The organism is Aquamicrobium soli (genome assembly GCF_042646345.1).
In the GTDB taxonomy this organism is placed as follows: Bacteria; Pseudomonadota; Alphaproteobacteria; order Rhizobiales; family Rhizobiaceae; genus Mesorhizobium; species Mesorhizobium soli_A.
Window position 1 is genome coordinate 296618 of record NZ_JBHRTK010000010.1, and the last position, 15749, is coordinate 312366.

The following is a 15749-nucleotide window of genomic DNA, read 5'->3' on the forward strand; positions in this document are numbered from 1 at the left end:
ATCACCCTCCGGCAGCCGCCGGTTCGGCCTGGGGAATGCTCGGGACGGCGCGCACATGCGGATGAGGGCCAAGCTTGGCCAGCACCTCGGCGCGGTCCCCGAAAATGTCGACGGCGCCGTCGCGCAGGATGAGTATCTTGTCCATGGCGGCGATGGTCGCCGGCCGGTGGGAAATGATGACCACCGTGGTTCCCTGCTGCTTCAGCTGGAGGATGCAGTCGGTCAGCGCCTGATCGCCTGTGGCATCCAGGTTGGAGCTGGGTTCGTCAAGCACGACCAGGGCCGGCCTGTCGAACACCGCCCGCGCCAGGGCGATGCGTTGGCGGTAACCGCCCGATAGGGCAGCGCCGCCCTCGCCGACCTGGGTTTCGTAGCCATCGGGCAGCCGCAGGATCATTTCATGGACGCCGGCCATGCGCGCCGCGCGAATGACTTCCGCATCCATGCCGGTGCGAAAGCGGCTGATGTTGGCGGCGACCGTGTCGGCGAAGAGTTCGATGTCCTGCGGCAGGTAGCCGATGTAGCGGCCGGCCGATTCACGCGGCCACGTCCAGATGTCGGCGCCGTCGAGCCGGACGACGCCGCCGCTCGGCCGGCATACGCCGACGATCAACCGCGCCAGGGTGGATTTTCCGGCTCCCGAAACTCCGATGACGCCCAGCGTGTCGCCGGCCTCCAGCCGGAACGACACGTTGCGCAACAGCAGCTTCGAGTTGCCGGGCGCCATGAAATGGAGATTTTCGGCCGACAGGCTCCCCTTCGGCCGCGGCAATATCAGGCTGCGCTCGGCGGGCGGGCTGGCGAGAAGCAGGTCGCGGACCCGAAAATATGCCGAGCGCGCGGACACCAGGGCGCGCCATTGCCCTACCGTCTGTTCGACCGGCTGCAGCGCCCGCCCGAGCAGCAGGCTGGCCGCGAACATGGCGCCGGCGCTGGCCATGCGATTGATCACCAGATAGGCGCCGAGGCCGAGGATCAGCGACTGCATCGCCATCCGCAGGAACTTGATGACGCTGTGCATGGTCGCGGCGCGGTCGCTTGCCGTCGCCTGGCGCTCCACCATGCGCGCACGGTCGCGCCCCCAACGCTGCAGCAGGCCCTCGGTCATGCCCATGGCCTGGATGACCTCGGCGTTGCGCAGGCTCATGTCGGTGAAGCCATAGGTCTTGGATGTCGCCGTGCCCGCCTCGGCCTGCGGCTCGCGCACCAGCCATTCATTGGCCAGCATCATGACGACCAGGACAACCACCGATCCGAGGGCGAAGAAGCCGAGCAGCGGATGAAGAAGGAAGATGACGAGGATGTAGATCGGCGCCCATGGCAGGTCGAAGATCGCGTGGATGCCGGTGCCGGTTATGAACTGGCGGAACGCGTCGAAATCCCGCAGAAGCTGGGCGCCGAAGGCCATGCCGCCGAATTTCTCGACCATGGCCGAAACCACCCGCCCGGCGAGCAGCCGGTCCAGGCGGACGCCGACGCGGTTCAGGACGCGGGCACGAACCGTGTCCAGCCCCGCGAGCGCGGCCAAGGCGGCAAGAAGGGCGACCGTCAGCATGACCAGCGTCGTCTCGCTGCCCGAAGACACCACCCGGTCATAGACCTGCAGCATGTAGATCGGGGCGGCGAGGTAGAGCAGGTTCATCGCCAGGCTGAACAGCGCCGCGACGACGAAATAACCCCGGCACGCTCCGGAGACGTGCCGGAGTTCATCGGATTTTTGTTTCTGGGCCATGTCTTGTGCCTCAGCAGGGGCTCATGCCCGACGGCACGAGCCCCACCTGGGATACGATCAGGCCTCGTGGCTGAGTTCGAGGATGCCCTTCAGAGCCTCCAGGCTGTAAGCACCTGCAGTCCCCTCGAAAGCGTCGTGAACCTGCTGGACGAGGTCGGCCATGACGCTGTCGGCATCGAACGGATTGTCGGCCAGCGTGCCGTTGTTGTCCTTGATTGCCCGCTGGTAGATGTAGGCCGCCACGAAGTCCGCCTGGTGATCGTTGTCGTACCAGTCCGCCACTGCGGCGGCGGCCTGCTGAATGAGAGCATTTTCATTGCCAGGCAGGTCCGGGGTCGACAGAGTGTTGCCGGTCTGGGCCACGGCCTGCGCCAGGGTAATGTCCTGGACGGTTTGACCGCCGACGGTCCAGGTCCGGTTGGTAACCGGCCCTACGCCGTCGTCCAGGTTGAAGAAGTCGTCAAGGGTTTGTACCCCGGACTTGAGATCGGACGGCAGCCTTTCGGACCCGTCGAAGCCGTGCGTCTTCCAGTAGCCGGGAGAGAAGGCATCGCCGCGCCCCGGATTCTCCAGCGGATCAAGGCAGAGCGTAACCGTCGCCGTATCGGTGCCGCCATGCCCGTCCGAGATCGTGTAGGTGAATGTCGGCGACGTGTGATCCGCATTGTAGGCGCCCGTGTATTTGAAGGTGTAGTCGCCGCTTTCATTTATCTCCAGCGTGCCGATGGCGTTGTCGGCTGCGTCATGCAGGACGATGCTGGCCTTGCCGTCGACGAGTTCGGTGCCGTTCACCATCGTCACGGCGATCGCGTTGCCATCGGGATCGCTGTCGTTTTCCAGGACATTGCCCGACACGCCCGTGATCGCCGCTGCCAATTCGGTGACGCAGGCCGCGGCGTCATCATTAGCTTCCGGCGGCTGGTTAACCGGAGCAGCGACGTCGTTATCGAGAATGGTGGCGCTGCCGTCGATACACAGGAGATGTACCTCGATGACGCTGTCGCCCTGGCCCGCGATATCCGGAATGTCCGCCGTCGCGCCGGTCAGGTGCAGCGTGAAATTTTCGCTATCTTCCACAAGGGTGTCATCGACGGTCGCGATCTTGACGAGCGCGCTGAGATCGCCGGCGTGGATCGTGACCGACCCGGCCTGTTCCGCGAAATCGTCGCCGCCGGCTGTTCCCGTGACGGTCGTGTAGGTGATCGTGACGTCGTATTCGTAGGCATGCTCGAGCGTGATCGTGAACACCGCATCGTTGCCCTCGACGACCGGGGCCGCGTCCTCGACGCAAACGGTCGGTGCCGGCGTAATCTCGGCACCGGTGTCGACGCCCTTGATGCTCCCACCCGAGGTGCTCGTGCTGGTCGCGCGAACGCCAAGGGTATCGAGCGAATCCCAGTTGAGCTTGGCGTCCAGTACATAGCTCTCGCCGCTGTGCAGGTAGGTGGGCTTGGTAGCCCCGCCTTTCGCGCCAAGGCCGGTGTCCGAAAGCTTGATGCCGCCGTCCCAATCCACGCCCGAACCATTCATGTTCAGGCTGTTGTCTTTCTTGGTCCCGAGATCGAAGTTGTTTCCGTCGGGAACACCGTCGCTCCAGTAGAGCGCATTGATGTCGGCATAACCCTGCAGGCAGGTTACTTCGAAACGGACTTGCCCGTCGCCCATATCGATTGCATTGATCTGCAGGCTGAGGCCGCTGTAGACGAAGTCAAAAGTCTTGATGTCACCAATTGCCATTTTTTATTCCCCTCATGATCTATAGATCGCCCAGGAATCCCCTGGGTCGCCTATTCACACTTGCAATAAGGGGTAATCCGCCCTTCCCCAGCTCGAATTAGTATGAGGGCAGAATGTTAGAGTCAATTATGCGTTAACGGATATTTCAGATTTACGTTAATCTGAGTTTCCTGCTCAATAATGCTTCGTTGATCTACCTCTTTAGAGGTAGCGACGAAAGTTGGGCCGCCATAAAGTGCAAAAAGCCGCTACCCGGACACGTGCGACAGCCCCAGGCGGGCGCGGGCGGATTCGACCGGGGCACAGCCTGCCGATGAGCGACGGTGGAGGCGAAGTTGCACCTCGCCTGTCGTATGAACGGGCCGTCAAGAATCAGGACCGGGGTTTCCGCCAGAAGAAGGTCAGGGCATATCCCCCGACGCGGACGAGTTCCCTTTCACCGGACCTGATGGCGAAAGCAGGCTTGATCTTCAGCCGTCCCAGAAACGGTATCCAAAGCTCCAAAGGTGTTCCTTCCACGGAACCCCCCGGCCACATTAATGCATAGCCCGGCCCGCAAGGCCACCCCCCCCGCGACAGCGCAAGTCGGGAAGCGCGGCCAAGGCCACGCTACCATGGCCCTCAGGCGACAAGCACAATGGCGATTACCGTCCCGCCTGATGCGGCAATCGTTCAGTAGCCACCACCACCCATGCCGCCACCGCTGCTGTTGCCGCCGCTTGTCGTCTGTTCCGGTGGGCGCTGCGATCCGGCCGGAGTGTTGCAAGCTGCAATCCCCGTCAGGATCATCAACAGGATCGCGACTGTCGTATGTCTGCGCATCGGGTCGTCTCCTTGAGCAATCCACCCCGCCTTCGGATAACGACACGCCGCCCCGGTTTATTCCATCACAGTCGATTAACGGCATCCTCGGTTGCTTCTCACCAGCGCGAAGGCAAAAAGGGGCCGGCCCGCGAAGGTAGACGGGGGTGGGGCCAGCCCTTCTGTTCAACTCATTCCGTCACTGGTGGTTATGGGACTGCTGGAAACCGGCCACGTCGTACTGGGATACGCTTTTCGGGTTCTTCGAATTCTGCGGTTGCGTACCCGCGTAGTGGGTTCCTGCATTCCCGTCCGGGTTGAATGCCGACCCCGGAGCGGAGCTGGCATGCCCCGGCGTGGCATTCCCCGTCTGCGGCGAACCGATCGTCTGGCTGGGCTGTCCTTTCCCGTCACGGAATGCACATTGGTGGCGGAAGCCATGCCGATGGAAATTCCCAGCAAGGCCATTCCAAGCGTCATCGGCGCGATGAGATGTTTCATGGCGTTTCTCCCGGATGAGTTTGACTTCACCAGGCACTCCACCTCGGCAGCGCCCGGCGAACCGACAAGCTTGCCACCTGGCGCCCCGCGGGACCACTACCCATTGCGCGCATCGCGAAGCTGTGATCGATCGACCTGTCGGCTCCGTTTCGCGAGGACGGGCAGAAGCATCGAACTCGATTAAAATCCGCCAGTGGATATTTACGGTTTCCACCCTCCGCCGGTCTAGCCTTCCGGCGGGCGGCTTCATCGGAGAGAACATTGACCAGTGACTTCGCCGCCGCTCGCCTGCACCTGCAACGCGCCTACGACTATCTGCATGGCAACGACGAAATCAGCCACAAAACGCGCGAGGCGGTCGATCTCCTGATCGAAGCGGTGGCCGTGGCAGAGCACCGGCGCCCACCGGCGCGGGTGCTGGAATTCAAAACCGGCGCCGGAAAAAACCGCTCCCTGAAAGACGCGCCATCAATCGGCGCGCAGCAATGACCATATCCGCACTTCGCGGGGCCGCTCGAGAATCTCGTCGAGCGCCGCGTGCCACTCGGACCGGTAAGGCCGCTTGAGCTGGACCTCCAGCACGTCCTGCCGGTCCTTCCATGTCTCGTGCAACTGGAAGCGGTTCTCGTCGTCCGGATCGACATGCAGCGACGCCCCCTCGAAGGTCGCCTCATGGCGCATCGCGTCCAGGACCGGATCGAGAAGCGCCCTGAACCGGTCCCTCTGATCCGGGCGCACCTGAAAGGTGATGACGTAGGTCTCGCTCATCTCTGAAACTCCCATAAATTTGTCGGTCCTGTCCGCAGACTGGCCTCGCCCCATCGGTCCGGCCGGGGAACAGGACGACGGGATCGCCTGCTCCCCGGCCGCGGACATCCGATCGATGCCCGCCGGCCGTTTCCACGAAGGGTCGCTCACGACCCGTCTCAATTCAGGAAGCCGATGACCTCGGCGATCCGGCCGTGACTATCGACGCGCACGACGTCGGTTCCGTGCGCCACGGCTTTCGTGTCCGGCGCCGCCAGAGTCCAGTTGAAGCGCACGTAGGGGCCGTGGCCATCGACGGCTCCCGACAGCACGAAGGCGTGGCCGGGAAAGTTGACGACGGCCTGGTCCATCATCGATCCGATGGCGTCGCGGCCGCTTGCCGACATCAGCGGATCCACATAGGTGGCATCCTCGCTCCACGCCGAAAGGGTGCGGCTACGCTGCGCCGGCACGGCGTTCCAGCTTGCCAGATACTGTTCTGCAATGCGTTGCATATCGGTCATGTCCGTTCTCCTTTGAAGTTTGACGGGACGACGATGGCACGCGGCGACGGGCGTTGCGATTACGTGCGAGGTAATTGCCGATCGGGCGACCGGGCTGCTAGCCTCGGGCATGCTGAACGAAAACCAATCCGCCGGGGACCTGTTGCGCGAATGGCGGCAGCGCCGCCGGCTCAGCCAGCTGGCGCTGGCCGTCGATGCGGAAATTTCGCAGCGGCATCTGAGCTTCCTGGAATCGGGACGTTCGCAACCGAGCCGGGAGATGGTGCTGCACCTGACCGAGCGGCTCTCCGTTCCGCTGCGCGAGCGCAACATGATCCTGACCGCCGCGGGCTTCGCGCCGATCTATCGCGAACGGCCGCTCGACGCGCCGGAACTCGGCGCCGCGCGCGCCGCAATCGACCAGATTCTGAAAGGCCACGAGCCGCACCCGGCGCTTGCGGTCGACCGCAACTGGACGCTGCTGGCGGCGAACGCGGCCGTCGGCGTGCTGATGACCGGGGTGGCCGGGCATCTGGTCACCGGCGAGATCAATGTGTTGCGGCTCAGCCTGCATCCCCAGGGGCTCGCCGGCCGTATCGTCAATTTCCGCGAATGGCGCGCCCACATCCTCGCGCGCCTTGCGCATGAGATCGATGTTTCAGCCGCGCCCCGGCTGGTCGCCTTGCTGGAGGAACTGAAATCCTACCCTGTACCTCCGCAAGCCGCCTCTTCGCGAGCGGTCCCGGTCGCCGATGGCGGCATCGCCGTGCCGCTCACGCTGGCGAGCGACGAAGGGCCGCTCTCCTTCATCAGCACCACGACCGTTTTCGGCACGGCCGTCGACGTTACCCTGTCGGAGGTCACGATCGAAGCCTTCTTCCCCGCCAATCCGGAAACATCGCGGGCAATGGCGAAGCTGACCGCGCAGCGCTGAGGCCTCACCCCCAGTGCTGCGCCGCGCGGATCGCCGTTTGCCTCGGAATTTTCCGATCGCTAACGAACGACCCGCCGTCTCCGAGCGGCATTTCTCGTGCAGAACCGAAAGCCGTATTGCCGCCCTCCAGCCGGGCGTCATCTGTTGCCGTGCCAGTCGCGGTGCATGCCAGCGGGATACCATACATGGTGGTGCCCCCGCCGGAAGTGGTTGCGGTAGTGGCTCCCACCGAGGAAGACAGGGCCGGTGTCGTAATAATAGCCGTCGTAGTAATAGGCGCCATAAGGATCGACGACGTCGACGCACCCCGCCAGCCCGAGAACGGAAACCGAGAGTACGGACGCGATCAGGATTGGTTTCACCAACATCGGAATGCCTCCTCAGATGCGGCTTGGACCCAGCCTAACGCGGCCACGATGCGCGTGTTGCATCCGGTTCCATCACGTTTAGGGGAAACTTCCGTTATTGCAGGCTGTCCGGCCAGGCACGTCGAATTGATACGGAGATCTCGGGGGATTTGTGTTCCTGCTCGATTAGGCGAGGCGTATATTCCCCACCTCAGCAGGAGGTCGGGCGATGACCACGGTCGAAAGTTTGCAGGGCAGCCAGAAAAGCCTGATCCGGTGGCATTATCTCTGGTACGTGGCGGCGGCCCTGCTGGTGATGATCGTCGCGATCGCCGCCGGAAACATCTGGTTTCTCAACTGGGTCCACGTCATGAGCGGCGTGCTGTGGACCGGCATCGACCTGTTCATGGGCTTCGTCATCGGCCCGATCATCCGCAGCGTCGACGTGCCGATCCGCAAGGAGATCATCACCCGGCTGACGCCGGTGACGCTGTTCCTGATGCCGACGCTCTCCATCATCACCGGCACCGCCGGCTGGTTCCTCGCGGTCGACCTCGGCCTGACGGAACTGCCCTGGCCGGAATTCGGCTGGATCGTGGCTGCCCTGGTGCTGGTCACGCTGATGGCGATCCAGGGGCTCGGCTACCTCCTGCCGACCAGCTTGCGGGTCTGCTTCGAGCTGCAGAAGCCGCAACCCGACGGCCCCAGGATCGGGCGGATGATGAGCCGCTTCTACTATGTCGTGGCGAGCCAGGGCGTCATGCAGGTGGCGATCATCGTCGTGATGGCGAAGCTGGCGACCGGGGTCTGACCCACCCGGCCACCTATTCGAAGATCACATAGGCCTTCCGGACCGTTTCGAGGATGTTCCATTCCCCTCCGAATTCGCCGGGAAGTAGATGGCGTCGCCTGCCTGAAACCGGACCGTCTCGCCACCATCCGGGGTGAATGTCCCCTTTCCGGTGATGAAGTAGCTGTATTCGGCCTGCGGTACCCCGCGCCGGAAGCGGCCCGGCGTGCATTCCCAGAACCCGGTCGTCCCGACCGGTATCGGCTGGTCGGCAGCCACCCTTACCATCGCGACCTGCGCGCTCGTCGGCCTGGCGACCGGGGTTTGCTCACCGAAGGCACCGTTGCCTTCGAAGCGGATCAGAGTTGGCGACAAGCTGGGCTCCTCCTTGGCTCGATGCCCGCAGAAAACCAAAGACGGAGCGGGTCGGCAAGGGGCCGGAAGACGCAGCCGAAATCTACGCGCCGGGCGCTTCGGGGATGTCGCCTGAACTTATCGGCGTGGCCAGCGTTACCGCTGCTCAAAAGGAGGTTGCGATGGCCGACAATGTGGTGCTTACCGATCATGATGCGATCCGCGACTGGGCCGCCGCCCGGATGGGCTCGCCCGCCGTCGTGGACGTTTCTCCGCAGGCCGGCATCCAGCCGGAGCTTCGGATCGTCTTCGACCAGGCCGCCTATGAGGACCAGGACAGGCCCGAGCGGCCGCCGAATGCGGGGGGCTATGAGTTGGTCGAATGGGACGAATGGTTCGAACTGTTCGACGCGGCCGAGCTGGCCTTGGTGGTGCCGCCGGAACGCCCCGGTTCCCTCGACAGTACCCACGAATTCATACGACGCGACGAGACCTAGTCGGCGCCCTGTCCCGCACCGGGTGACGGCCCGTGCCCTCGTTCAGTCGGGTTTCGTATCGCGGAACTGGTCGCTTTCCGGCTCCTGGTACGGGTCGAACACGGGCACCAGGCCGGCGTCTTTTGCTATCTCCCCGATCAATTTCGCAAGCTCGGCGCTGGAAAGCGCGCAATCGGGCAACTCCTGCCGAACCCGCTCGATGACCTTGTTGGTCGACAGCACATGGTCCCGCCCGAGCCCCTCGATACAGGACAGGATGGTCCTGCGAAGGGAGTCATCGGGCCGACCGTGTGCAGCGTTTCTCAAGATGCCTCGCATGCGATCGCAAGAACCTGGGCTACGGGCCGGACGGGATAGGTGCTCGCCTGCCATTTCGTTGGCCAGAAGGAGAAACCGGGAAAATCCTCCTGTTCACCGCTACCATCGGGCCCGGTTGACACGGCCCGCAGCGAAGGGTGAACGCACCACGAGCGAAAGGGTTCAACCGGTAGCCGGCATTCCCTGCCGGTAAGCCGCGCCGGAGGCGCGCTTCCTCCTGCCCACGGCGCGCTGCCGCCATTTCCCGCGATCGATTAAACTAGTTAATTGTGCCGACCGGGAATCTGCCCGTAGCTGCCTGCTGGTTCATCGCTGAAGGGATGCGAAAATGCGGCACTACCCAGAGTTCGGTTATCTTTCGTCCCGTGACCTGGACATGCTCACAAGGGTGCTGGAGATGACCTCTCCCGAGGGGGCTTCCGAGAGCGAGCGCCAGGCGCGTGCCGCAACGCTTGTCCGTCTGTTCCAGTCCGGTCTCACGACCGAGGAAGCGCTTATAGCGGAAGTGGGAAGGCCTTCTTCCTGATTGCAGGAACAATCGAGGGGCCTCGCGCATTGGAGATCATAGCCGCGAGACGAGAATGCAATGCCCCGCTATTTCTTCGATACCTATGGTGAGGACGGTCTTTTCCGTGACGAGGACGGAATAGAGTGCAACACGAAAGCCGAAGTGCAGCGGCGCGCCATCGGTGCCCTGCCGGACATGGCGCGGGACGAACTTCCCGAAGGCCCCAACCACGATTTTTGCGTCGAGGTCCGAAACGAACGGGGCGATATCGTCTTCCGATCGCGATTTTCGCTGAGATCCGAATGGCTGGATGACGAAGACTAAGAGCAGGCCTAGCGGGTTTCCACCCGCAGGCTCAGATAGGTCGGGTCGAACTCGGCGAGCCTGGCCAGATCACCGAAATCGCGGATGACGACGATACCGCCGCGCCAATCGACCAGCCCGGACAGGCGAAGCTTCTGCAGCTTCTTGTTGACGTGCACGACAGACAGGCCGAGCAGGTCGGCCAGTTGGGATTGCGTCAACGGCAGGTGGAAGGAATTCCCGGTCGCAATTCCGGCGGCCTCCAGCCGCAAATACAATTCGCAAAGAAGATGCGCCATGCGCTGTTCGGCGGTCCGGCGACCGAGGCAGGTGACCCACGCCCGCTGGATAGCGCCATCGATCACCGTGGAGAGCCAGAGCAATCGGCCGAGATGAGGGCTTTCCTCGGTCACGCGCCGGATGGAATCGTAGGAAACATAGGCGACCTCACACGACCCGATAGCGATCACGCCATGGTCCATGACCCTTAGCAGATAGGCGTGAAGGTCGACGAAATCGCCTGGAACGTGAAGCGCGCTTATCTGGCGACTGCCGTCCCGGGAATAGTGGCTCCTTGCCGCGAAGCCTTTCAGGATCATGCAACTCTCGCCGGGCCGGCTGTCCTCGGCCACCACCTCGCCCCCGTTCAGGAACGTTTCCGTTCGCTTCGGGAGCGAATTGATCAAGGCGATTTCCTTGAGCGACAGGGTATCCCTTCGCGAGATACTGCGGATGAAGGGCAAGAACCCCTCTTCGCTAAGGACAGTGTCGGCCATGCACGCCAACGGGGGCGAGCCCTTTTGGTTCCAGCCGGCGCGGGCTTGCCGAGGCAGCATTTCACTTGGCGGCAGGGTGCAACAAACTCGGCCATTCGTCGTTTGCCTAGCAGGCGATCCCCGCCTTATGGAGAAAACCATGGACTGGAACCGCGTTGAAGGAAACTGGAAGCAGCTCAAGGGCAAGGTCAAGGAGCAGTGGGGGAAACTCACCGAAGACGACCTCGATCAGATTGCCGGGCGCCGCGACCAGTTGGAAGGCAAGATCCAGGAGAGATACGGTCTGGAAAAGGACCGGGTGCGCGAGGCCGTCGACGACTGGTACGGCCGACAGGGCTGGTAGAAATATAGATCGGCGAGCCCGCTCCGTTCCTCGGGGCGGGCTTTTGTCCCGCATGGATTGGCTGACGGCTCGTTGGAGCCGAGCCCTTTCACGCCGGTTTTCATGAAAGCGAAGGAAAACCGATGAACAAGATCATCCCCGAAAACAAAGCACGCCAGGGCCGCTGGGGCTGGCGCGTGCTCGCCGTGCTTATTGCATCGCTGGCCTTGATCGCGATCGTCTGGGCCGCGGTCGAGTTTTATGGCGAGGCTATCGAACCCGGTTCCGACATACCGCAGACCGGCGCGCAGCAGACCGGCACGCAAACCGGTACGTCGCAGACCGGCACGCAGCCAAGCGGAACTTCTGAAAAGTAGCCGCCGGCACGCCGGGCCGTTCGGCAGCCCTGCAGTAAGGCGCCCTATTTCCCCGCGCGACGGCGCGTTTTCGCCCGCTGCGGCCGCGCCTGCGGCTCTTGGGCCTGCTTTTCGTTCATGCGTTTTTCGAGTTCGTAGGACAGCCACCGGCAGAACATGCCGACAATGGAAGTCGCCGCGCCCGCCAGCAGGCACGCTGTGAGCAGCGCATCCTTTTGCGCGTTCGACCAGCTGACAACTGCGAGCAACAGTACACTCAGGGTGGAGATCAGATAGCCCAGCCCCTTCAACTTGTGGAGATCATGCCGCCCGATCACGATTGACCCTGCCATCCAACGCAAGCCGACACCTTTGCCGGCTGCCATTAAAAGAGGGAGGCGAAACGCCTCCCCCTTGTCGTCAGTGCTGGCCGCCCTTCCGGCCGGCCTCGGAAGCCCGCTCGCGATCTTCGGCAAAGTTGCCGCTGCCGCCACGATGATTGCGATCGTCGTCCCGGCTGGAGGCTTGCTGCTGTTTGCTGCCGGTGTTCTTGTGGCTCTGCTGGCCTGCCTTCACATGCTGCTCATGGGTTCCGCCTTGGTTCGCCATCTGCTTCTCCTTGGGTTGGATCGTCGCAACGGCTTGATCGCCCTTGCGCACCCTCCAACGGCGGGCGGAAGATAGCCGTTCCCTCACGTAATATTTCGTGACTTCGACGTATCTGCACAAAACACGGCCTCGCACGTTTCAGCCTTCATCATCCAGGAGGCCTTCAGATGAAAAAGAGCACCGACAAGCAGCCCGTGGCCGCTCAACGGCGAGTCCAGAAATCCGTCGAGCGCGATGACCGGGAATCCGGCAAGGCAGCCGCGAAGCCGATGCAGGCGGGCGCGAGAAAATATCCGGTCCCGCCGTTTCCCCAGCAGCACTACCCGAAACCCGGTGACGAACGCGTGCTCGATCCGGCGCCGATGTATGATGCCCCCTTCTACAAGGGGTCGGACAAGCTGGCGGGGAAAGCCGCGCTCATCACGGGCGGCGATTCAGGCATCGGCCGTGCGGTCGCCGTGCTGTTTGCGCGGGAGGGCGCCGACATTGCGATCGTCCATCTCGCGGAAAAGGGAGACGCCGAGGTCACCAGGCGGGCCGTCGAGAAGGAGGGGCGCCATTGCCTGGTCATCGCCGGCGACGTCTCCAAGCGGGCCTTCTGCGAAAAGGCCGTGGCAAAAACCGTCGACGCCTTCGGGAAGCTCGACGTGCTGGTGAACAACGCGGCCTTCCAGATACACTCGGAAAAGTTCGAGGACCTGAGCGAGGAGCACTTCGACCTCACGCTCAAAACCAATCTCTATGGCTATTTCCACATGGCCAAGGCAGCCGTTCCCCACATGGCGTCCGGTTCCGCCATCGTGAACACCGGCTCCATCACCGGCATCGACGGGTCCAAGGCGCTGATCGACTATTCGATGACCAAGGGCGGCATCCACGCCTTCACGCGCTCGCTCGCCGGCAACCTGGTTGCCAAGGGCATCCGCGTCAACGCCGTGGCTCCGGGGCCGGTGTGGACCCCGCTCAACCCGTCCGACAAGCAGGCCGAGGACGTCGCGAAGTTCGGCTCGAAAACACCCATGAAGCGGCCGGCGCAACCGGAAGAAATCGCCCCGGCCTATGTCTTCCTGGCATCGCCCCAATGCTCCAGCTACATCACCGGCGAGATACTGCCGATCATCGGCGGGTACTGAAAACGGCCGCCGTCCGGGACCTCCCGGGCTACCTGAAAAGCGTGCCATACCGTCAGCAAAATGGGTCTGTCCCGGCCCGCCGGGGTGGGTTTTTCGGGCGCCTCGAGCGGCTGCCACCTGCCGATCGCCCTGTCGAAAATCTTCGGAACCAAATGGAAATCGAGCTGTTGGGACCCCCGAGGGCCAACAGAAAAGGAGATTTCCCATGAGACATATTCTAGCTGCAAGTACGATCGCCTTGGCCATCGGCATGGGCGCTGGTATGGCCTACGCGCAGAGTGACGCGACCCAGGGCACCCAGGGCGGCGCTACCTCCGGTTGCGAGGCCGGCGCGCAAGGTTGCCCGGGTACCAAGCAGGGCGGCAGCAGTTCCGAGGAACAGGGCGGCAAGGCCATGAAGTCCCAGGGGAGCGGCGCCGAGGAACAGGGCACCCAGGGCATGAAATCCCAGGGTGGCAGTAGTTCCGGAGAGCAGACCGAGCCCGCGATGAAGGCCGAGCCCAAGACCCAGGAGAAATCCACTACCGGGCAGAGCAGCGGCCAGACCGAGCAGGGCCAGTCCAAACAGAGCCAGTCCGGCGAGCAGTCCCAGCAGAAAACACAGAGCAAGTCCGGTACTTCCCAGGAGCAGAACGCGACTGGCGGCGCCGAAAGCGGTAGCGGCACCAGCACGCAGGGCCAGACGGGCTCCGGCCAGACGCAGACCGGCACCGAGAGCGGCACGCAGGGCAGCAGCAGCTCGAAATCCGGCCAGGCTGGATCCGGTTCCAAGACCGAGATCACGGTCGAGCAGCGCACCGAAGTCCGCAACATTATCAAGCAGGAGAGCGTCGCGCCGGTAAGCCGCACGGACGTGACGATTTCCATCGGTGCCGAAGTGCCGAAGACCGTCAAGCTTTACCGGCTGCCGCCGCGTATCATCAAGATCGTGCCGGCCTACGAACACTATGAGTATTTCGTGCTCGACGATGGCACGATCGTCATCGTTGATCCGGATACCCTGGAAATCGTGGCGGTTCTCAACGCCTGAATGCGCTTCGAGCCTTGCCCGGCTCCGGCCGGGCGAGGTTCTTCGGCCTGACGGAGCCGGCGCCTGGCCGTCGCGTCCGGCTCCTGTCGCGCGTTGCGGCCAGCGCGCCAGCGACGAGCGGAACCAGTTCGTCATCAAGCCGTTACAGTGAGAATCTGGGAGGCTGCTTTGCAGCATGTTCGGCGTACCATCGAAGAACTGAGGCGTTACATTTCGACCTGTGACGCTCGTGCCGAGCTCGAAGAAGTCGATACCCTCCTGGCTGTCGCTCTCGAAGAGGTGCGGCGAAAACTGGAGCAGAAAAGGCAGGCTGCCCGGGCAAAGAAGAACTGATCGCCACGATCGTTCCATGACCGCTCTGGCAGACCAAAACAAAAGCCCCGGCAAAACACATGCCGGGGCTTCTGGTTATCCGGGGTTTCTGTCTACGCGGCTTGCGCCATCGCCTTTTCATTCACCCCGCCTTCCCCCAGTGCGCTCAAGGCTTCGTCGGTGGCGGACTCTTCTTCCAGTGTCGCCCCGAGAAGCTTCACCGCATCCTTCATGCCGAGTTGCTCGGCCCAGGCGATCAGGGTGCCGTAGCGGGCGATTTCGTAATGTTCGACCGCCTGTGCCGCCGCAACCAGGCCGGCGTCGATGGCAGGGGTTCCCTTGTATTCCTCGAGGATTTCGGAACCCTCCTCCAGGATACCGTCGATCGCCGGGCAGGTCTTGCCACGGGCCGGCTTGTCGAGAAGCTCGAAGATCTGTTCCAGCCGATCGACCTGGCCTTCCGTTTCGGTGCGATGCTTTTCAAAAGCCGCAGAGACGTCTTCGGCCTCGGCGCCCTTCGCCATTTTCGGCAGAGCCTTCAGTATCTTCTTCTCGGCATAATAGATGTCCTTCAGTCCGTCGAGGAACAGGTCTTCCAGGTCCCTGGGCTGCGATGAACGGGGCATGTATCTTCTCCTTGTGGGTTCGAATTTGTCGGGGTCGTGAAGGGTGAAGCGGCGGGAGATACGGAAAGAACCCGTTCCGGATTATCCGGGACGGGCTCCTTGCTATCAGCTTTCGCATCACCGATCGTTCTTGTGGCTCTGCTCGCCGGCTTTCACGTGCTGTTCGTGCGATCCGCCGCGCTGTCCGCCGCTTTCGTGCTCCCGACCGCCTTCCTTCCGCCGGTCATCGTTCTTGTGGCTCTGTTCACCAGCCTTCACATGCTGTTCGTGGCTTCCACCTTGGTTTGGCATAAGTTTCTCCCTATCAAAGGACGATTAGCCGTCCGCGGAGCCAACTGGCTTTTTGATCGGTCGTTCCCGCGGAAACATTAAGTGATGACCTGAAGGGACGATCGGGCCGGAACGATACCGCGCCTCGAAGAGATCGAGTGTATAGTCTTCCATCGACGGCAATTGCCCCGGGCGCCGTGGACTGTGAGCGACGACCACGCTTCCGCCCCAACGTGAAAGGGA

General features: G+C 62.9%; 21 protein-coding genes. 9 read left to right on the plus strand and 12 right to left on the minus strand.

Going from position 1 to position 15749, the window contains the following annotated elements:
• Position 1: 1 nt before the first annotated feature.
• The 3 genes from ACFOHJ_RS09175 to ACFOHJ_RS09185 all read right to left on the minus strand — a co-directional run bounded on the left by ACFOHJ_RS09175 (position 2) and on the right by ACFOHJ_RS09185 (position 4291).
• Positions 2–1732, minus strand: coding sequence for a type I secretion system permease/ATPase (locus ACFOHJ_RS09175; RefSeq protein WP_378220186.1), 1731 nt, complete (start codon positions 1730–1732; stop codon positions 2–4).
• A 57-nt stretch (positions 1733–1789) separates the two neighbouring features.
• Positions 1790–3469: an Ig-like domain-containing protein gene (locus ACFOHJ_RS09180; protein ID WP_378220187.1), complete on the minus strand. Its 1680-nt coding sequence runs from the start codon at positions 3467–3469 to the stop codon at positions 1790–1792.
• A gap of 672 nt (positions 3470–4141) precedes the next feature.
• Positions 4142–4291 carry a hypothetical protein gene (locus ACFOHJ_RS09185; protein WP_378220188.1) on the minus strand — a complete coding sequence of 50 codons (150 nt, stop codon included), beginning with the start codon at positions 4289–4291 and terminating at the stop codon, positions 4142–4144.
• A gap of 741 nt (positions 4292–5032) precedes the next feature.
• Here ACFOHJ_RS09185 and ACFOHJ_RS09190 point away from each other — a divergent pair.
• Complete coding sequence (locus ACFOHJ_RS09190; protein ID WP_378220189.1) at positions 5033–5260, plus strand: hypothetical protein; 228 nt, start codon at positions 5033–5035, stop codon at positions 5258–5260.
• Here ACFOHJ_RS09190 and ACFOHJ_RS09195 read toward each other — a convergent pair.
• Together ACFOHJ_RS09195 and ACFOHJ_RS09200 are read right to left on the minus strand one after the other, a co-directional pair.
• Positions 5240–5539, minus strand: a complete 300-nt coding sequence (locus ACFOHJ_RS09195; protein WP_378220190.1) for a putative quinol monooxygenase — start codon at positions 5537–5539, stop codon at positions 5240–5242. The genes ACFOHJ_RS09190 and ACFOHJ_RS09195 overlap by 21 nt on opposite strands.
• A 158-nt stretch (positions 5540–5697) precedes the next feature.
• Positions 5698–6042, minus strand: coding sequence for a nuclear transport factor 2 family protein (locus ACFOHJ_RS09200; RefSeq protein ID WP_378220191.1), 345 nt, complete (start codon positions 6040–6042; stop codon positions 5698–5700).
• Positions 6043–6151: 109 nt separating this feature from the next.
• Here ACFOHJ_RS09200 and ACFOHJ_RS09205 point away from each other — a divergent pair, with 109 nt between their 5' ends.
• Positions 6152–6955: a helix-turn-helix domain-containing protein gene (locus ACFOHJ_RS09205; protein ID WP_378220192.1), complete on the plus strand. Its 804-nt coding sequence runs from the start codon at positions 6152–6154 to the stop codon at positions 6953–6955.
• Positions 6956–7092: 137 nt separating this feature from the next.
• On the opposite strand, the gene ACFOHJ_RS09210 is transcribed toward ACFOHJ_RS09205, so the two are convergent.
• Positions 7093–7323: a hypothetical protein gene (locus tag ACFOHJ_RS09210; RefSeq protein WP_378220193.1), complete on the minus strand. Its 231-nt coding sequence runs from the start codon at positions 7321–7323 to the stop codon at positions 7093–7095.
• A 208-nt stretch (positions 7324–7531) separates the two neighbouring features.
• Here ACFOHJ_RS09210 and ACFOHJ_RS09215 point away from each other — a divergent pair, with 208 nt between their 5' ends.
• Positions 7532–8113 carry a hypothetical protein gene (locus ACFOHJ_RS09215; protein WP_378220194.1) on the plus strand — a complete coding sequence of 194 codons (582 nt, stop codon included), beginning with the start codon at positions 7532–7534 and terminating at the stop codon, positions 8111–8113.
• A gap of 24 nt (positions 8114–8137) precedes the next feature.
• Here the strand turns inward: ACFOHJ_RS09215 and ACFOHJ_RS09220 are convergent, their stop codons facing one another.
• A complete protein-coding gene (locus ACFOHJ_RS09220; protein ID WP_378220195.1) occupies positions 8138–8467 on the minus strand; it encodes a cupin domain-containing protein in 330 nt (109 codons plus the stop codon).
• 161 nt (positions 8468–8628) lie between these two features.
• On the opposite strand from ACFOHJ_RS09220, the gene ACFOHJ_RS09225 reads away from it, so the two are divergent.
• Positions 8629–8943 (plus strand): hypothetical protein, encoded by a 315-nt coding sequence (locus ACFOHJ_RS09225; RefSeq protein ID WP_378220196.1) that lies wholly within the window; start codon positions 8629–8631, stop codon positions 8941–8943.
• Between the two features lie 42 nt (positions 8944–8985).
• On the opposite strand, the gene ACFOHJ_RS09230 is transcribed toward ACFOHJ_RS09225, so the two are convergent.
• On the minus strand, positions 8986–9165 hold the full coding sequence (locus ACFOHJ_RS09230; RefSeq protein ID WP_378220197.1) for a hypothetical protein: 180 nt from the start codon (positions 9163–9165) through the stop codon (positions 8986–8988).
• Positions 9166–9847: 682 nt separating this feature from the next.
• On the opposite strand from ACFOHJ_RS09230, the gene ACFOHJ_RS09235 reads away from it, so the two are divergent.
• Positions 9848–10093, plus strand: coding sequence for a DUF6894 family protein (locus ACFOHJ_RS09235; protein ID WP_378220198.1), 246 nt, complete (start codon positions 9848–9850; stop codon positions 10091–10093).
• Between the two features lie 8 nt (positions 10094–10101).
• Here the strand turns inward: ACFOHJ_RS09235 and ACFOHJ_RS09240 are convergent, their stop codons facing one another.
• Positions 10102–10758 (minus strand): Crp/Fnr family transcriptional regulator, encoded by a 657-nt coding sequence (locus ACFOHJ_RS09240; protein WP_378220199.1) that lies wholly within the window; start codon positions 10756–10758, stop codon positions 10102–10104.
• 229 nt (positions 10759–10987) lie between these two features.
• Here ACFOHJ_RS09240 and ACFOHJ_RS09245 point away from each other — a divergent pair, with 229 nt between their 5' ends.
• Both ACFOHJ_RS09245 and ACFOHJ_RS09250 read left to right on the plus strand, forming a co-directional pair.
• Positions 10988–11191 carry a CsbD family protein gene (locus ACFOHJ_RS09245; RefSeq protein ID WP_378220200.1) on the plus strand — a complete coding sequence of 68 codons (204 nt, stop codon included), beginning with the start codon at positions 10988–10990 and terminating at the stop codon, positions 11189–11191.
• Between the two features lie 122 nt (positions 11192–11313).
• Entirely contained in the window at positions 11314–11547 is a 234-nt protein-coding gene (locus ACFOHJ_RS09250; RefSeq protein WP_378220201.1) for a hypothetical protein, read from the plus strand.
• Positions 11548–11591: 44 nt separating this feature from the next.
• Here the strand turns inward: ACFOHJ_RS09250 and ACFOHJ_RS09255 are convergent, their stop codons facing one another.
• A complete protein-coding gene (locus tag ACFOHJ_RS09255) occupies positions 11592–11879 on the minus strand; it encodes a hypothetical protein (protein WP_378220202.1) in 288 nt (95 codons plus the stop codon).
• 67 nt (positions 11880–11946) lie between these two features.
• Positions 11947–12135, minus strand: coding sequence for a KGG domain-containing protein (locus ACFOHJ_RS09260; protein WP_378220203.1), 189 nt, complete (start codon positions 12133–12135; stop codon positions 11947–11949).
• Positions 12136–12302: 167 nt separating this feature from the next.
• On the opposite strand from ACFOHJ_RS09260, the gene ACFOHJ_RS09265 reads away from it, so the two are divergent.
• A complete protein-coding gene (locus ACFOHJ_RS09265; protein ID WP_378220204.1) occupies positions 12303–13268 on the plus strand; it encodes an SDR family oxidoreductase in 966 nt (321 codons plus the stop codon).
• Positions 13269–13473: 205 nt separating this feature from the next.
• On the plus strand, positions 13474–14298 hold the full coding sequence (locus ACFOHJ_RS09270; RefSeq protein ID WP_378220205.1) for a DUF1236 domain-containing protein: 825 nt from the start codon (positions 13474–13476) through the stop codon (positions 14296–14298).
• Positions 14299–14723: 425 nt separating this feature from the next.
• Here ACFOHJ_RS09270 and ACFOHJ_RS09275 read toward each other — a convergent pair whose 3' ends face one another.
• Entirely contained in the window at positions 14724–15236 is a 513-nt protein-coding gene (locus ACFOHJ_RS09275; protein WP_378220206.1) for a YciE/YciF ferroxidase family protein, read from the minus strand.
• Between the last annotated feature and the right edge of the window lie 513 nt (positions 15237–15749).

Coding starts and splice junctions, on each gene's coding strand:
- ACFOHJ_RS09250 (WP_378220201.1), top strand. CDS start 11,314: ATGAACAAGATCATCCCCGAAAACAAAGCACGCCAGGGCCGCTGGGGC.
- ACFOHJ_RS09195 (WP_378220190.1), bottom strand. CDS start 5,539: ATGAGCGAGACCTACGTCATCACCTTTCAGGTGCGCCCGGATCAGAGG.
- ACFOHJ_RS09175 (WP_378220186.1), bottom strand. CDS start 1,732: ATGGCCCAGAAACAAAAATCCGATGAACTCCGGCACGTCTCCGGAGCG.
- ACFOHJ_RS09255 (WP_378220202.1), bottom strand. CDS start 11,879: ATGGCAGGGTCAATCGTGATCGGGCGGCATGATCTCCACAAGTTGAAG.
- ACFOHJ_RS09225 (WP_378220196.1), top strand. CDS start 8,629: ATGGCCGACAATGTGGTGCTTACCGATCATGATGCGATCCGCGACTGG.
- ACFOHJ_RS09245 (WP_378220200.1), top strand. CDS start 10,988: ATGGACTGGAACCGCGTTGAAGGAAACTGGAAGCAGCTCAAGGGCAAG.
- ACFOHJ_RS09275 (WP_378220206.1), bottom strand. CDS start 15,236: ATGCCCCGTTCATCGCAGCCCAGGGACCTGGAAGACCTGTTCCTCGAC.
- ACFOHJ_RS09265 (WP_378220204.1), top strand. CDS start 12,303: ATGAAAAAGAGCACCGACAAGCAGCCCGTGGCCGCTCAACGGCGAGTC.
- ACFOHJ_RS09180 (WP_378220187.1), bottom strand. CDS start 3,469: ATGGCAATTGGTGACATCAAGACTTTTGACTTCGTCTACAGCGGCCTC.
- ACFOHJ_RS09235 (WP_378220198.1), top strand. CDS start 9,848: ATGCCCCGCTATTTCTTCGATACCTATGGTGAGGACGGTCTTTTCCGT.
- ACFOHJ_RS09270 (WP_378220205.1), top strand. CDS start 13,474: ATGAGACATATTCTAGCTGCAAGTACGATCGCCTTGGCCATCGGCATG.
- ACFOHJ_RS09205 (WP_378220192.1), top strand. CDS start 6,152: ATGCTGAACGAAAACCAATCCGCCGGGGACCTGTTGCGCGAATGGCGG.
- ACFOHJ_RS09260 (WP_378220203.1), bottom strand. CDS start 12,135: ATGGCGAACCAAGGCGGAACCCATGAGCAGCATGTGAAGGCAGGCCAG.
- ACFOHJ_RS09200 (WP_378220191.1), bottom strand. CDS start 6,042: ATGACCGATATGCAACGCATTGCAGAACAGTATCTGGCAAGCTGGAAC.
- ACFOHJ_RS09185 (WP_378220188.1), bottom strand. CDS start 4,291: ATGCGCAGACATACGACAGTCGCGATCCTGTTGATGATCCTGACGGGG.
- ACFOHJ_RS09210 (WP_378220193.1), bottom strand. CDS start 7,323: ATGTTGGTGAAACCAATCCTGATCGCGTCCGTACTCTCGGTTTCCGTT.
- ACFOHJ_RS09215 (WP_378220194.1), top strand. CDS start 7,532: ATGACCACGGTCGAAAGTTTGCAGGGCAGCCAGAAAAGCCTGATCCGG.